Source organism: Nocardia pneumoniae NBRC 100136 (assembly GCF_000308755.1).
GTDB lineage: Bacteria > Actinomycetota > Actinomycetes > Mycobacteriales > Mycobacteriaceae > Nocardia > Nocardia pneumoniae.
The window spans coordinates 61,432-78,524 of the sequence record NZ_BAGF01000151.1 but is presented as its reverse complement, the minus strand read 5'-3'; the positions used below and the strand labels follow the sequence as shown (position 1 = coordinate 78,524).

The 17,093-nt window shown below is 62.3% G+C and carries 7 protein-coding genes; 1 reads left to right on the top strand and 6 read right to left on the bottom strand.

The features are described 5' to 3' along the window. Positions 1-1,053: 1,053 nt before the first annotated feature. Positions 1,054-4,620, top strand: coding sequence for an NACHT domain-containing protein (locus ON34_RS31395; RefSeq protein WP_040786655.1), 3,567 nt, complete (start codon positions 1,054-1,056; stop codon positions 4,618-4,620). Positions 4,621-5,562: 942 nt separating this feature from the next. Here the strand turns inward: ON34_RS31395 and ON34_RS31390 are convergent. From ON34_RS31390 to ON34_RS36595, 6 genes are all read right to left on the bottom strand, one after another. Beyond that, positions 5,563-10,602: an FtsK/SpoIIIE domain-containing protein gene (locus ON34_RS31390; protein WP_040786654.1), complete on the bottom strand. Its 5,040-nt coding sequence runs from the start codon at positions 10,600-10,602 to the stop codon at positions 5,563-5,565. After that, entirely contained in the window at positions 10,599-11,996 is a 1,398-nt protein-coding gene (locus ON34_RS31385) for a hypothetical protein (RefSeq protein ID WP_157172545.1), read from the bottom strand. The genes ON34_RS31390 and ON34_RS31385 overlap by 4 nt, the downstream gene beginning before the upstream one ends. Positions 11,997-12,043: 47 nt before the next feature. Beyond that, positions 12,044-13,858, bottom strand: coding sequence for a hypothetical protein (locus ON34_RS31380; protein WP_157172544.1), 1,815 nt, complete (start codon positions 13,856-13,858; stop codon positions 12,044-12,046). 326 nt (positions 13,859-14,184) lie between these two features. Beyond that, positions 14,185-15,009: a very short patch repair endonuclease gene (locus ON34_RS38380; protein WP_306303665.1), complete on the bottom strand. Its 825-nt coding sequence runs from the start codon at positions 15,007-15,009 to the stop codon at positions 14,185-14,187. A gap of 8 nt (positions 15,010-15,017) precedes the next feature. Continuing rightward, positions 15,018-16,382, bottom strand: coding sequence for a DNA cytosine methyltransferase (locus ON34_RS31370; RefSeq protein ID WP_040786818.1), 1,365 nt, complete (start codon positions 16,380-16,382; stop codon positions 15,018-15,020). Positions 16,383-16,508: 126 nt separating this feature from the next. Continuing rightward, positions 16,509-16,802, bottom strand: a complete 294-nt coding sequence (locus ON34_RS36595) for a hypothetical protein (protein ID WP_157172543.1) — start codon at positions 16,800-16,802, stop codon at positions 16,509-16,511. Positions 16,803-17,093: the final 291 nt, after the last annotated feature.

Sequence of the window (17,093 nt, the reverse complement as noted above, 5' to 3'; positions counted from 1 at the left end):
AGGACAAAGGCTGCCGCACAGACCGCCGCGACGGCAAGCAGCAGACGCAACACGGACCCGCAGCCATACACCGACAGCCCAACCCGGACCCCGCCCTATACCGCGGTGACCGCAGCGCCGTCCCGTCGGACCCATCCAACTCTTGTCCATAGGCGCACTCCGACGCCTTACCGGCTACCAGTGAGAAGCCCACAGACACCCCCGCGAGGCACCCGGTAGCGAAGGCGCCAGCTCCACTGGAGCGATCCGCGCTTCGATTGCCGCACCGATCCGCGACCACCGAACCCCTCACTCACCGATGTTACCGATTACGCCTTTTAACGGGCCACCTGCGCAAATTTGCAGATCGACCGTGTCCGGACCCGCTCCGGACACCGTCCAGAGCCCAAAAAAGAATGCATCCTCTGCAGAATTGCGGAGGATGCATGACAAAACAGTGTCCGGAGGGGGAGTCGACCACTACGCACACGTGCTGCACCGGCAGAAACTGCTGGTCGTCGGCGGTTGACCTCTGGATGCTGTCGCAAGTTCGTTCCACCGGCAGGGACGTAAAACGTGGGCAACCTGCACGCCTGGTCATCGCGGGACGTACCCGACCTGGCGATTGTGGTGCGCCTGCACGGATTGGTTGACCATTTCCCGTATCCGTCGTGCCCAGGGTGAGGCGTGTCGAGTACGGAAACGGGGGGCGACCAGCGGTTTTGGGTGGGCGGCTGGTGATCGCAGCCGATTTCCAGCTGTGAGCGAAGCTCGAACGCGGGCGGACTTCGTGACCACACGACACGCCGCTTGCCAGACGGGCTCAATCGCGGCCGATCGACTTGTCGTACCGAGGCGATAGAGTCGGGTGCGTTTGTACCGAGACAACAAAGCGGGGGAGCATTGGCCAGCCTGCGAGGCCCTATCGGCGGTGCGGGTGCCGAAGTTGGGTCTGTCCACCGCGCTGGCATCGCGGCAATTGTTGTTGTCCATGGCCTGTGCCGGACCCCGTTGTTACCGGTGTTCGCTAACTCGGCATCTACGGTTGCCGATGCCGTACCGTTCAGCGTTCAGATGGAGGTCGATCATCCGGTCGACGACCTGCTGGTGGTCAGCGAGGCTGGACAGCGCAGCTATGTCCAGGCAAAAGCCGACCGCAATACGAAGCGCGCGCTGCTTGGCGCCCTTGAGCAGTGGATCAGCGCTGTAGTCCAGGGGGGAACGCAGGACGACGCGTTGGTGCTGTGCACCGCGCATTCGTCCACGACGCTTGATGACCTGAACAAGGCTTTGGCTCGTTCGCGTGACCGGTATGCGCAAGTGCTCAGCGCGAAGGAGCAGGCTGCTTTCGACGCTTTCACAAGCGAGATTATCAATGGGAGTCCGGAGGGGGACGAACTGAGGGTGCGCGACGAAATCCTGCGTCGTTGCGTGATCTGGCACGCCGATGGTGCCAGCGATGATTCTCCTGCGGTCGTAGCGGCGTGCACGATGCTGGGATCGGTTTTTGGCGGCTACGACAAGGGGCGGGCCGCGTTTGCGCTGCTGCGGGACAAGATCTGTAGCCAGGCGATGTTGAGGTCCGGGCTCGACATCAATCAGGCGCGGGAGCTTCTCGCCAGTGCTGGTCTGCTTCCGGTCAGGTCGATTCCGGCCTCGACCAGGGCAGCGCTGGCAATGTATCGGACGGCGATGCGTGATCGGGCCGCGGCTTTAGTGGTGCCTGGGCTACCGCTCGACGTCCCGTCACTTCCGGTGCCTCGGTTGTTGGACAACCTTCGCGTCTACTGCCCCAGTTTTGTCGACAGGCCGTATCACACCGCCGATGCCTACAAGTTTGTCCCGCTAACTGTGTTGGCGCGTCGCGTCGCACGCCTGCTGCTCCTGGGCGGACCGGGAGTCGGAAAGACGACGGCGTTGGTCCACCTCGCCGCTGCCACTATCGGCCATGCTGGCGCACCGATGCCGATTCTGGTGCGGCTTGGAAAGCTTGCGGATCGGTTAAAGAATGAGCGGGAGATTCAGATTGCCGACCACGTCTTGATCGACGCGATGGACATCCCCACACTCGATGCAGCGGCGGCGGATCTGGTGAGAGGCGAAGCGATCGCGCAGATGCGAGACGGACGCGCACTCGTCATGTTGGATGCGCTCGACGAGACCGGCGAGATTCGGCATGACGTCGTGCGGGCGCTGAAGGTGTGGCTCGACACCGTTCATGACGATCTGCATGTGATCGTGTCCAGTCGGGATACTGCCTATGCCAGTGCCAGTGTCCTTGGCCTCACAGAAGCCGTGCTCGGGCCGCCGTTTGACCTGAACGAAACCGTTGTGCGTGTGCTGCTGTCGGCAGCTGACTGGTCTGGACGGCCAGACTTGGGCGACGACGCTGGCGTGTGGTTGGACAAACGCCTGCAGTGGCTGAATACAGCGGTCGGTGATTTCTGGGAAATGATGGACATCCCGTTGTTTGCGATCCACATTGCCGCCGTCGCCGCCGGAAGCCGGATCAACGACCTTCCGTCCGATAATGCTCATGCACTTCGATCGGTGGTGGAGTCTGTGTGGCTCCAATGGGAAGCTGGAGTGCGACGCCAAGGGCCCGACGCGTTGCCTGGTCTACCTGACCGCGGTTCTTCTGCAGACGCTTTCAACTCCACGTTTTCTCTGGTCACAGACCAAATCGATAACGACGGCGCACGCATCGAATCATTGGTTGGAACGGTCGCCGATCATCTGGAGGCCGACTACGGGTTACCACGAGGTCTTGCGCGGACCAGCGCACGACGACTGTTGCAGATGTGGGATGACGCTGGCTTGTTCGTCGCTGGTGGTCCATATGCCGTGGTCACTGCTCGCACGAGGCTGCTCCTCGAACTCGGCCGGGCAATCCGGATATCGACGATGGACAAGGGTTCAAAGGAAGCGCGGATCCGGGAACTGCTCAGCAATCCTGCGAAGAAGGAGATCGTGCAGTTCGTTGTCGCGTTTGATCCGGAAGTTTCCGAGCTGGTAGTGCATATGGCCACCAAGGAAGGAGACCTCCCCGCCGCACTGGTACTCGGGACGGCTTTCCGCAGACATCCCTCCAGGTTCGCCGACTGCTTACATGCATTGATCAACACGCTCATCGCGAGCGTTTTCGATATGAGAAACCAGCGGTTCGTATCGGTCGCTTTGCTGCTCGCTCACCTTCCGATACCGCCTCAACGGCAAGACACTGTACGGTCGGCTGTGCAGTGGCGGTTACCTCCGGTCTGGGCTGCCATTGCCGAAGCGATCGCGGCCTACGAGTGGGGTATCAGAGATTCTGACCAGTTGACGCTGGATCTGCCAGGGGTGCGAACTGCGGGATCTCTTGACCCGGACGACGTCGCATGGCGAGTGGCTGCCTTTCATAGGGTGATGACAGTCAACGAACCACCCGAACGCGGTGTCGAGGTCAGCGACCTGGAGTGGAAGATCGAGCCTGGTTTCGCATTGCTCAAGGCTGCCGAGGTGCTCGCGGCCGCCGACTTCGATCTCGACATCGTGGAGATGGCACGTGCTTCGCCACTGGTCTTGAACGAACACGCTATGTTGCACGTTGATATGTTGGCCGCCGACCAAGCGCGCCTACCTCCGGGCTCGGCTGCGGCTCAATCACAGCAGGGCTTGCCTACGGCGTTTCGTCGCGATGCCGCGGCATTAGCCCGGGTCATAGACACGTTGGCCGAGTCCGCAGCGGCAACACCTGACTCTGGTGACTGGTCATTAGACGTATTTGTAGATGTACTACGGATAGCGAACCTTCACCAGGTAATGCCCGGTGTAATCGATGACATCGTCAAGCAGGGGCTGAGCAGCTTCGTGCGTCTACTCCGTGACATTGCCTCCGTCGCGGGGATCACACAGCAGGAGCTGTCGAGCTCAGCAGTGTCGTGCGCCGAACTCCTGTCCGTTAATACCGACAATGAAACCGTCATCGACTACCAGTGGGATGCCGTCCTCTACGGGAATGGGGCTGAATGGGCGAAGCTGGATTTGCCGTACTCTATCGACATGAGCGGTGACGAAGGCGGCCATCGCCAACAAGCGCTCGAACGGATCGTCTCCGTGGCGTTGTCCGATGACCCGCTCGCGCTTTACGTGGCGGGTGTCGTGCTTCAGCGGCTGGGAAGCGGAAGTCCCGCTGCGGTTGCTGGTGCTGTCCGGTCTCGGTTGGTCGGCATCGACACTGGTGAATTCGACGAGGCGTCGGCGGCATTGTCGGCTCTGATCTGCAAACTCGACCCAGATGCGATCTCCGAGCACCGAGATTCCTGTGCCCCAGGGATACGGTGGGGTGTGTTATACAGTCTCACTCATCGTGTGGCTTGTGAAGGCGCCGCCGAGTGGCGCAGCGAATTGGAATCACTGGCTTGTGATCCGGATCTTACCGTTCGTGATGCAATCCTCCAGCATCTTGAGTTCCATGAGGAAGAACTTGTTATTGATGCCGAGGAGGTTCTCAACGCCGCGCTGGTCCGGCCAGCCGAATACTGGTCCTGTATTGAGTGTGGTTCCACCGGACAACCCGTCGACTCCACGACTTGCCGGAACTGCGGGGAGGAGACACGCCCAATCTTGAGCGAAGACAACCCTTTCGACAGACACAACTAGTATATGAGATAAGGATCAGCCCTGCTGGGGATGACAATGGAGCCTTGTTAGTCTCTCTCTACTGCGGACTGAAGCCGTGACCGTCGCGAGCCGCACCGCATCAAGATCGGCCTTGGCACAGTCGGCGCGCGGAGCATCATAAGGACTCTCGACCCCGCAATCGGTGCCATCCAGAGCCGACAGAAGCCCGCATCAAAGACTGCGAAAGTCTTCTCCAAGCAGCCGAGGTCACACCACCGTTCACCGGTCGATCAGTCACGGATTGCAAATCGCACGGACCGCCCTGCGCGGCAGTGCCGAACTCGATTAAGTCGGCACCAAGGGTGACCGTGCCTGCAGCTGGCACCGCTGATCGGCTCGAAGATGATCGGGGAATCCGACAGCACCAGCTCCGACTGCGCTGGACCGGCTGGTCGACCGACCTGGGTCAACCGGGCATCGTTCACGGCGGGCGGTGACCATCACCACTGTCAGATCCTGATCATCCGACGCTCGCCACGGCACGGTCAAGATCTTCAAGGCAAATCCACCTTGACGAGGTTTACCGAGGTCATCGGACTGAACGTGGTCCGGTTCGGACATGTTCTGTCGCACCCAACCAACACAAACCGCGCACAGTCGCGGCGGCGGAGCCTTCGTGCCAGCCACAGCGTCACGAATGGTGCGCCATCGACATCGGCGTTCACCTGCCGTCCGCCGTGTGTAACCACCGAACGCGCAGCATTGGGCTCACTGACAACTGAACCAGGTTCGCTCATCGAACCCACGTTGATCGAGCCTGCAGAAGGCCGCATCTCGGGCAAATCGACAGCACATGATTCCTGAACAGCTTTCACCATGTGGATTAAGCATCGACGGACATGGTGCACGTATCTCTACGAGGGGCGGCGCGTGATCGACTGACTCACAGCCGATCCGCATCAACCGTACGACGAGGCCGGGTCAGCTCCCATCATAGGCAACCTGCAGTCGTACGGTGCCCTTGGCTGTGTGCAGGAAGGCATCGCCCTGTCCGGCCAGGGCTTCGGCTCCGGTCTCGTCCAGAATGATGCGGCTATCGGTCGCGGTCTTGACCCGCAAGGCGAGCTGGGCGGGGAAATTGGACCGGATGGTCGTCGAGATAACGTCCGCGCTTGGGCGCTGCGTGGCCGCTATCACATGGATGCCCGCAGCTCGAGCCTTCTGTGTCAGGCGCTTGAGTAGCGCTTCGATTTGCTTCTTCTCGTCAGGGTCGCTTGTCAGATCGGCGTACTCGTCCAGGACGATGGCAATCCATGGTTTTCGGTCGGCTTTATCAACCTTGGCGTTGTACTCGGCAAGTTTGCGCGTGCGGATCGCCTTCATGTCGGCGTAGCGCACAGCCATCTCTTCGACCGTTTCCTCAAGAATCTCGATGGCGTCGGCGGCGTCTATACCGATCATTCCATCAAGGTGAGGGTCATCCTCGAAGTCGACAAGCTCAGTGCCCTTGGGATCGACGAGGCGGAGCCGCAGGGTATTCTTGTCGTACCGAACCAGGCCCTTGAGGATCGTATCCAGGGCGACAGACTTTCCTGATCCAGTCGTGCCAGCCACCAACAAGTGCGGTGAGTCCGCAGAGGACAGGTCAACGGTGACCGGGTTGCCTTCGATGTCAGCGCCCAGTGGGGCGATGAGGTTGTCGGGATTTGTTGGGCACTGCTGCCACAGTGCCTTGGCGTCAACACCGTACTTCTCGTCGTCGGTCTTGGGGATCTCGAAAAGTACGGAGCCGCGGTCGGTGCGGGTACGAATGCTGAACCCGGAAGGCAGTTCCAGGGCCAGGAAGATTTCGTCGCGTCGATTGATCAACTTGTCCACGGTAACCCCAGGACTGGGGATAAACCGGAAGATGTAGAAGCCAGGCCCTTCTTGCCATTTGCCGACATCCGGCGCCGTTACCGTGACCCTGTGGTGGGAGAAGACGTCGAGAACCTTGTTGTATCGGAGCCTCAGCTCCTCCTCGGAGAGCGCGCCGCGCTGAGTATCGAGAGGAGCATCGTCTATCTGCGCAGCAGGGTCACGCCCCACTATGGTTCTCGGCGCGGTTGTCGAATGTGTCGCTCCGGAAATCTCGGTAGATACCGCCGGCACTTCGGTCGTGGGTAGTTCGGCGGAAATATCTGCGGAGACGGGCTTGACGACCGCGTCGGAGACAGCCGGGTTGGGGATGCGATCCTCAAAGGCGACAAGGGGAACAGCATTCGTGGGATCTTGGTTGGCACGCAGAGCGCCGATAAGATTCAGCAACTCGCGCTTATTCAGCCTGACCAGAGTGTGCCTGCCGAAGTCGCTTACCGCTGGGGCTAGCCGCTCGTCCTCAGCGGAGATAGCCACGGCAACGCCGGTGACTCGACCGAGCTGAACGTCCTCGGAGCGCAGGGCATCAAGGACTTTCGCCTCGACCTGGCGGGGGTCGTCGCTTCCGATAATGAATCGGGCTGGAAGATCCGCGGGCTGTAGGACACTGCCACTGGTCTGAGTGATCGCGGCCGCGAGCTCGTCCAGCCAGAAGGGACGGTCATCACGAGCCTCGCCATCCGACCGGAAGGCATCCACGCACAAGTCGGTGGTGCGATTGAGCTGTTCCTCGGCTGAGCCCACGTCGAAGGTCTGGCGGAACTTGGACTCGACAACCAGGACATCGAGCTGAATCGTGCCGTCATCCTGAATGGTCAGTACGAACCGGCCTAGATCGGCGCGCGTTTTTTGGCCGCGACCGAACCAGCGGTGATGCTCGTCGAAGCTGATCCAGGTGACCAGACTCGTGCCCTGGCGAGGGACCGGGAAGTTCTGGTCGATGACAAACCGGGTGGCGACCAAGCCGACGACTTCGTTGACTGTGGTGCCGATACCGAGCGAGCGCAGGACGGCGCCAGGGGCCACATTGCGGCCGACCTCGTAGATCCGCTTGGCAGTGCCCTCGGAATCCTGCGGAGTGACGACCCTGATCTGCTCCAGCCGGCGACGCAGTCGCTGGACGACGAACTGCTGACCCGTTTGGGAGCTGACAATCAGGGTGTACGACTCGTTCTTGCCGACGTTGGGTTTGACGAGGATCACGTCAGGACGGTTACGGAGGGCATCGATCTGCTCACGACCGATGAAGCTGTCGAGGGTGACGACCCAGTGGGCCACGTCGTGCAGTTTCGCGAACAGATCCAGGTGCTGGTCGAAACGCACCTGCATCTCGAAGTAGTCGATGCCGTCGACGCTCTCGCGGGCGACCGGAGAATCGCGGTGGTAGCGCACGCACATTGTCGACCAGGACTCGAGCGCCTCGTCTGCGGTCTCGGGTAATAGAGCCCGTACGACGTTCTCACTGGTCTGAGCCAAGCTATGTGAGGCGGGATGCTTCCAGGAGTTGAAGGAGCCGGACAGGGATTCCTTCTTGGTGCTCTCGTTGATACTTGTCTGCGCGCCAAACAGCGCGGGAGCCAGAGCGAGATCGATGGTGTCTTCCAAACCCGACAGATCTGCTTCCTGGTCAGGCTCCCATGCTCGCAAGATGAGTTGGACGTCGGGGAGGAAGCTGTCCTCGGACATCTCCGCTCCGGAGAACTGCAGGTCGAATCCCTGGATGATCTCGTGATGGTTAGCCTGCGGAGCCAGCACGACTAGATCAACCTTCAGTTGAGGGTTTTTCGCACGCATTTGCTTTGCCACGCGCAGCGGCAAGACGGGGTCGCCGTTGCGGTCCAGAAGCAGTACGCGCAGGCCGTCGAGTTTGTGGGGGTAGGTCGTCAGGTAGTCGGTGATGACGCGAACCATCTCGTCGATCGCGGTCTCGTCCACGCTGGAGAGCCAGTCCTTGGACTCGTTGCCACCGTAACGGACCGGTGCGTACTCCTCGTGCCCGGCCGATTCGCGCATAGGAATGGCGATAGTATCGCCGGGGCCGACGAGGACCGCCGGTGTCCCGTGGGGGGAGATCCGGTCGATGGCGTCGAAGAACAGGTCCTCGTTCTCCTGATTGAGGCTTAGGCCTCCCTCGCTGTTCAGGGCGGTCCCGATGTTGCGGGCCGTCTCGACGTAGTTCCTTGCCAGCCAGCGCAGCTTCAGCGGGTGGGTCGCCAGCATCATCATGCGGCGGTCGGCAAGTCTGACGACATCGGTCAGGACGACCGCCCTCAGATCCGCGTCCGGAGCATTGTTGGGAACCAAGGCAGCCCGAGCTTCGCGGATTACGCGTTCCCACTCGTCCAGGTAATCGCTGATCTTCCCGGCATCGAGTCCAGTGGATAACCGCTTGAAGTGCTTCAGTTTGAGTTGTTCCAGCTGGTCGGCGAAATGTGTCGTGGAGACAGACTCAGATTCGTCTGCCTGCCATTGCCGGGGGTCGTTGAACTTTCCGAGAAAGGTGTCGAAAGTCAGATCGCTGGCATAGCCAGGTGGATTTCGTCGGCCATGGATGATGGCCGCCAGCGCTATTTGCCCGGGGATGCCCAACGGGTCCCAGCGAAAGCGTCGCTGCGCAGCGCCATCTATCTCGATCAGGATGCGCAGCGGCGCCCACTCTGTGTTCGGATCAAACGGCTCGTCTTCGGCGGGCAGGGGCGGCTTGGCCAGGTCTAACAAGCAGTCCTTAACATCAAGACTCAGGCGAAGGCCGGTGGAGTCCTGGATATCACGCAGGGTGCGTGCGTAAAGGAAAGCAAACAACCAACGGCTCCACTGTCCGGCAGCCTGGTTGCCTTCGAGCCCGACGACGACAGAGCCTTCCTCTTCGTCGGCGAAGTAAGTCAGCTCACGCAGCAGGGCCCGGAGTGGGTCCTGGACGGACTGAGTGTTCGGGAAGGCAAGCTTCTCGACTCTGCGGCGAGACCGCTTGGACAACAGGTCAGCGAGCGAATCGACCTCACTGGCCGGAGCCTCGTCGAGGAATCGCTGTGCGGACTCCTGGTCTCCGCGGTCGAGCGCGTCTTCGATCAGCATGGCGTCGAACTCATCGACCCGAGCCGGCGCGGTCCTCTCGATCTCTTGCCGGATCTGTTGGCCCAGGCCGACCTTCTTGGATTTCTGCTCAAAGACCTCGAGCCAGAGCGTCAGGTCGTGCTCGCCGCGCAGCTGACGAGGGTCCCGCGGGTTGGAGCCACCGCGATTGCGGTTGAGTACGAGGTTTCGCATGCGCGTTTTGACGGTATCGGAGTCCGTACCGATGTGGTCAAGGGACTCCTCGCTGAACTCGGTCTCGGCGATGCGGTCGCTCAAGTCGTCTTCGGTGATCTCCTTGCCGGTGGGCTGTTTGAAGGCGCTGACCGAGACGTTCTTCTTGATCCGGGCAGGCAGTGCGGCGGGCCTTGTGAAGAGTTGCCGGTCCGGGAAGAGGTCGAGTGTGGGGAGGGCCGCGGAGATCTCGGGGTAGACCGCGTCAGGGGTGCGGACTGGAATCGCCGCGACCCTCCGCGCGGTCTCGACCAGGAAGGCCGCCCAGCGGCGTAGAGATCGGGGCTCCGCATCGGTGGTGGCGCGCCAGATCTCCGACAGGGAACTGGCCATCACGTCCGGCACGGTGCCGCTGCCACCGGCCTCCCGCCATGCCTCTGCTATAAGCCTGTCGAACCCACGCTGGCCATCGGCGTCGTGGTGGTCACCCAGGATCATGGCGTCATCAAGGGCGTTCATGGCCGCCAACCCTTGTGCGTCCGGCGACTCGTCCCACTCGAAGAGCAACACCGCCGTACCCTGTCCCGAATTTCGCCACTTGGTCAGTTGGTCCTGTGGATCCAGCAAGTACTCAGCTGGTACGCCTTCGATCGGCTTAGAGGTGCCGACCTTGACGACGACCTGGCGGTCGGGCGACCGCAACTGGCTCTGGGCGACATGACGGAGGGCCTCGGTCACGGTTGGTCGATCGAACCCACTGACTCGCAGGCTGGCGCGGGCTCCGGTGATCTCAGTGACCTTGCGGAGCGCTTCGTCAGCGACGAAGCGACCGAGGGCTTGAGTACTGCTGTCGGTCACTGGGCTTCCCCTCGAACCATGCTGGTCGCATCCGAATATTGCGTGAGCAGGCCGATAGCGGCCAGCTTTTCCCTGAACGCCCTACCGTTGTGGTCGAAGACCGATCTGTCGACCTCGTAGGCCAGGGGGTCCACGGCCACAACCTTCCCCGTGACGAGCCCGTACCTCTCGTACAGCAGTGAGCAGAACTGATCGAACTCCATCTCCGTGCCCTGCGGGACGGTGGCGTAGACCAGGCACTCAAGCATCGCGGGCTTCATCGTGAAGTGTCGGCGCCCACTTGTCGCGTTGAGGGCTCCCACAGCGGCGAGGGTCTCACTGAAGAATGATCGGGGCGAGGCGACGGCTTTGCCCGCCTTGGTGAATCTCTCGTAGCCGCGCTTCTTCACCTCGTCACCACGGGCGTCGCGGATCATTTCCGTGGCCTGGACGTTGATCGCGTTGACAATGTCATTGCGGCAGTTATTGAGGTTCTTTTGTGATTCTCTGCGAAGTGGACTCGCCTCGTTGCCGAAGTCCAACAGGATCGACCCGCGATCGGTGGCACCGAGCTTCGCGTGTGCCAGATGCAGTTGATGGCGTGCCAAGCAGTATGGGACCCAGTGCATGAGGCTCTCCGTGCGCTTGGCCCGCGGAGCGTTCGCCCGAGTGACGATGTTGCGGGCCCCTTCTCTCAGCAGATCGGGCCACGGGCTGATATTCTCGTGCAGCTCAATTTCCGCATCCGAGCTTCTTACGGGCGCTTCGTCGGAGGCGAAGTCGTGTGCGCTGAGGGCCTTGGCGAGGTCGCCCAAGGGGGTGCCGCTGTCCTGTACGAGCTCGGTCAGACCCCGGCGGGTCGATTCTTTGCGGTCAAGATCACGGTCGGTGCGTAGGACCTTGTAAGCCCAGGTCCCACCATCGCGAAAGAGGTAGCGCTCGATATTGGGAGCTTTGGTGGTGGTGCCAGCGGAGGCCCTGCTAGCCAGTGCCCGCTTCTTAGCGCTTGCTCCCTTAGAGGCATCGCCTCGGCTGATTTTCCGGTCGACCGCGTCGTAGTGGATGAGCTCACCGACGAACGGATAGAAGTGCGCGGCAAACCAGCTGGGTTGGATACGACGCCCAGGAATCTCGACCAACAGGGACGAGAACAGAGCGTGGAGCGTTGCCAACGTCTCAGTAGAGTCCATATCGATGGCCTTGCCGAGTTCATCGTCGCCTTCGACGATGACGGTGTTGGTAGCGATCCGCCGCGCCAAGTCGTGCGAGGTGCGCTTATAAGCCGTATCTGCTCCGTCCGCCAGGAGTCCTGCGAACGTATCCGGGTCGTCCTGATGCGCCAGGTAGACACCGCGGGCGATAGCGAGCATCTCAAGCGGTACATAGAACCCCCGGCCGTGCTCTTCGAGATTCACCCCGAAGAGGCCACGGACGACCTCGGACCTGGAATAGTCAGCCACCATCACGCACGCACCGATCTGATCTTGTCGCCGATGTCGATCATGAGCTTCCTCATGACGTTGCCCACCAGTACCTGGATCTCATCGACGTTGTCCGATGAATCGGTCAGCCGCGCGAGGGATGCGCTCAGGCCCCGGATCTCCGCCTCATGCTGGACCTCGCTCCGCAGGCCCGCGGCCCACCGTGTCAGCATCTCGAAGCGCAGAAGATCGGCTTCCACGGAGACCGCGTCATGGCCGGAGGCGATGGCCGGGATACGGATGTAGATAGCCCGGTTCAGCCACTCGACAGCGTCCTGCATCTCCGGAGTGACGTTGGTCTGGCTTTCCCGCTGCCACTGAGTGACCTGGTCGACGACCTCGATGCCCTTGCTAGGCTCCCGCCGAGAGATCACGGCAGCGCGGGCGTGGTGTGTGAGGAACGCTGGGTCGAGTATCAAGAAGTCGGGGTTGCGCCCCGCTCGGTAGATACCCTGGACAGCTTCCAGGCCCTTGAGGAACCCATCTCGCACCCGGGTGTCCGCCGGGTCCCGATTCTCATCCTCGATACTGATGAAATCGTCCCCGGCCAGCAGGCCCATGCGGGCGAACCGATCCTTGTTGTCGTCGCAGTTGAAGAAGTCAGTCCGTCGAAGGAACGTGTACAAGCCACGCAACTGTTCGGCCTGCCTCTGAACTTCTCGATTCGTACGGACCTTCTGCAGGTAGCTGCTGGCGTCTGCGGGAGGGAAGTCGCCGGCCGCGTCCGGGTCCAGCTGGTCGTCGACTTGGCGGCGAGAGACCTTGCCCGGGTCCAGCTTTCGTAGCGCCAGGAAGGTGGTAACCCGATGACGTTGCTGCTGGGTCAGCCGGTCACCGAAGAGAGCCTGGTGATACATGTGGGGAGCCTGCCACGACGTATCCGCGTGTGACCGCTGGTACTTGGCGTGGACGTTTTCGCAAGATAGGCCGCCTGTCAACATGTAGCTGGTTACCGATAGCGCCTGGCGGGTCGTGACAACGGCCCCGGTGCGTTCGGCCGCGGCGAACACGTCCCGGATCGCGGTCCGGCGCTGAGGCCCACGAGTGGGATCGCTTAGTTCGTTGCGGTTGGCCAGGATTGGGCAGACGTTCCGCGCATCACAGGTCTCGCAGGTCTTCCACCGCTGTTGCATCGTCCACTGCTTCAGGACCCACGGGAGCAGCCCGCCGCTGCCGCGGCTGTCGGCCGCGACAGACTGGTAGTTGAGGTTGATGACAGTGACCGTGCCATCTGGGTCACTGACCTGCCCACGCGTGATGCCGGCCGCGAGTGTGGTCACCAGAATCTTCGCGCGCTCGGTACCGTCTTCGGCGACACACTTGCGCAGCTGGCCCTCGTTCGCGCAGATGATCGCAACACCCTCGTCCGGAGGATCGAGCAGCCTCACGAGCGTCTCGGCACCAATTCGCACGCTGAGCTCGCTGAGATCTCTGATGATGTACAGCGGGCGCCCAGTATGGGTCCGACCGATAGGGCGGCTGGCGTCGCCGGCCTCCGAGAGCTCGCGGAAAACGGCCTTCCGGGCAGCTTCGGGCGTGACCGACTCAGCATCGGTCCGCAGCTCAACCAGAAGGCTGGCGCACAGGCTCGTCTTCCCGTGCCCAGCATCCCCGGTCAGGACGATGGTTTTCGTTGTCGGTCTCTCGATAGCCGCCTGCAGATAGGGGAGCGTGGCAACGGGGAAAAGCGCCTGCGTGGAGTCCGCCTGCTGCTCGTAGATCATCTCGGAGGCGTCGGCGTCGAATGGCTGGTAGCGACGTATGCGTTGGACGTGTTTGTTGACCTCTAGCGACATGCTGCCCTCCCTCATCGACCGACCCCGAAGCGCTGCGAATTCTAGCCGGAAGCGCCGGCGACGGAGATTCAAATCCGTTGTCGGTGAGTTGGAGTACCTCGTTGTGAGCGACGGTGTAGCGTGGTCCGCAGGTCTTTCGTGCCCCGATTGTGGGGCTGGGACACTAGCCTCCGGGAGCAACCCGTGACAAGGTAAACCCTGGAACAGGGAGGGCGGCCGAGGGCCATGTCAACCCGATCGATGTTGGAACGGCACATGGGCGCCCACCCGAGCTCGACTAACTGACAGAACGATCGAGTTCCGTTCCGGCCGCAACCGCGCCTCGGTTACGACGAGAGAGGCACAGCCGAGGTGGTGGCGCGAACGCCCGGCTCTGCGGAGGGGTTTTGCCGGTGTTGGAGTACCGCGTCCTCGACGCGTATGGCCGCTGCGGCCGGGTCCTCGTGCTCCCAGATCCGGAGGACGGTCCATCCCGCTTCGACGAGTCGGGCGTCGGTCTCCGCATCGCGCTCGCGATTGCCCGCGATCTTGGCTTCCCAGAACTCGGCGTTCTTCCGCGACGGCCTGTGATGATCCGGGCAACCGTGCCAATAGCAACCGTCCACGAAGACCGCGACCCGTGGACCCACGAAGACGACGTCAGCTCGTCGCCGGAGCTGCGGAAGTGGTCGCGCGTCGACTCGATACCGGAGGCCTCGCGCCCAAAGGTTTTTGCGCAGCGCGAGTTCCGGCCCGGTATTGCGGCTCCGGTTGCCTCGCATCACCGCCCGGACGGCAGGGGTGCTCGCCCAGGAACCCGTCGTGGCGGTCGGAGTCGGCAGGAGGCTCATCGCTATAACCGACTGCCATGCTTTCTCAAGGTTTCCTCGCCGCGTGGTGGCGTCGACCTCTCCGACGTAGCGCGTGACTGTCCTGCCGCAGTCGTACCAGCGAACGTAGGCGCGGATCCGGCGCGTCCGCGGCAACACCTTCAAAACGACTGAGGCGTGGGCGATCCGGCCGTCGGCGAGCCCGACGAGCCGGTTGTGGTTCCCGCCAGCGGCTCGGTCCTGCTCCGCTGTCCGCTTGGCCCTGTCCAAGCCGGGCCGACACTTCCACGCGCTGTCCGGTGGCATCCTGTCGCGCCACCGGTTCGGGTTCGACCTAGTCACCATCGTACCTAGTTCTTGCTCTTGGCCATTCCGGCGACCTTGGCCTCCGCCTCGGTGAGGACCGTGGCCACGGCGGTCGCGAAGACCTCGCCGAGCCGGACCGGCACCGCGTTTCCGAGCTGCCTCATCTTCTCGCCGCGGGGGCCGGAAAGTACCCAGTCGTCGGGGAACGTCATCACCCTGGCAGTCTCGCGGACTGTCATGTAGCGGTGGGTCCCGTCGTCGAGGAGCATCACCGACTCGCCGCCCGGTACACCGTGCACGCCCGCCTTGACCGTCTTCGCTGGTCGGTCCAGCTCGTTCGGCGTGTGGCCCGGGTAAATACGCGCGTCTGGCCAGCCGATGTGGTCTTTGACCACGACCGCCCTGGTCACCGGGCTCCAATGCTTTTTGGCGAGGTCCTTCCAGTGGTCCTTGCGGTCCAGCTGGCACGGCGGGATATCCGGCAGGGGTGGTATCCCATTGGCCTCGTCGCCGAGCAGCGCGTCACGTAGCGTCCTCCAGGGCTGTAGCTGCGGTTCGTCCATGAGCAGCGGACTCTGGGGCGTAGGGGGGATCCGGCTCATGACCGATTTGCGCACGGCGGCAGAAATTTTTGCCTTGTAGTGCCGGTTCCAATACGTGCCGTCGTGCATGTCCGCGTACAGACGCGCGGCGGAGTGCGTGGGGCGCACGAGTTTTCGGAACCTGTCGAAGTCGACGCCGAGGTCCCGGCGAAAGGCGATGAGGATCACCCGGTTTCGGATCTGCGGTACGCCATAGTCGGCGGCGTTCACGGGGAAGTGAGCGACCTCGTAGCGCTCGTCGTCCGGGATCGACGAGGAAGTGGACAGGCGGCGCAGGATCGCGTCGTGGTCCTCCCAGTTGGATCCCTCGGCCCGTCGCTCGAACGGGAGGGACAGCTCTCGCTCGATGTAGTCGAAGTACGGCCTGAACGACGGGCGCAGCAGGCCGCGCACGTTCTCGCAGATCACCGCCTTCGGGCGCATCTCGCGGATGGCGCGAAACATGTGCGGGAAGCCGTTGCGTTCGTCCTCGTCGCCCCGCGCCGCGCCGCCGAGCGAGAACGGCTGACACGGCGGACCGCCGGCGAGAACATCGACTCGGCCACGAAGGTATTCGAAGTCGACCTTCGCCACGTCCCCCTCCACGAGGGGTGGGCGCTGCTTGCCCACGGGAATCCAGGGCGTGTCGCCATCTTCGACACGTCTGGCCGCGTTGTAAGCAAGCGTCTCGCACGCGCGCTTCGCGAACTCGTTGAATAAGAGCGGCCGAAACTTGGCCCGGCCCACGGCCATCGCCAACCCGCCACCGCCCGCGAAGAGCTCTACGCTGGTGCGCTCGTGGACTTCCCCGCTGGGCTGCTGCGACATGGCGGAAACCATACCGCGGAACGGTGGCGTCGAACACATGTTCGATAAAGCGACTTCGGGTGATGCGTGGCGATTCAGGAGAAAGCCTCGTCGGGTGTAGCGGGCAGCCGAGGATGTGGATGACGCTCAGCCGGGTCTGCCATGCCTCCCGTTCACGGACGACCTGGTGACATCAGCTCTTCTATCTCCCTGGTCGTCGGCTCGCTCAACACTCGTCACCCATGCCTGACTGATCACCCTCCATGCCGAGTCGTAAGTCCTCAGCATCTTTGGCGGGACCTTCCTACGCATCCGGTCGATGTACTCACCGAGCCGCGGAGAACCGACCGGCGAGCGGCCAGCATCGCCGGCGCCGCGGTCGAGCACCGGCGGCTGATGGGGGAGCGGGAGTGGTGTGACGGGGACTTCGTCGAAACTCACGGTGCTCCTCAACACGAGACGAAGTGACGGTGTTTGCAAACCCCAGGGCTGATTGGCTGGAGACGCTCGGGAAAATAACGGCACCAGCGCCGACTGCACTGGACTGGGGTGGTCGACCGACCGGCACAAACCGGGAATACTTCACGGCTCGCGGCGACCATCACCACCGTCAGGTGTCCATTATCCGATGTTCGCCAGAGCACGGTCAAGATCTTCAAGGCAGATCCACGACGACGACTTTTACCCAGGTCATCGGGTGAATGTGATCCGGTCGGACATGCCCTGACGCGG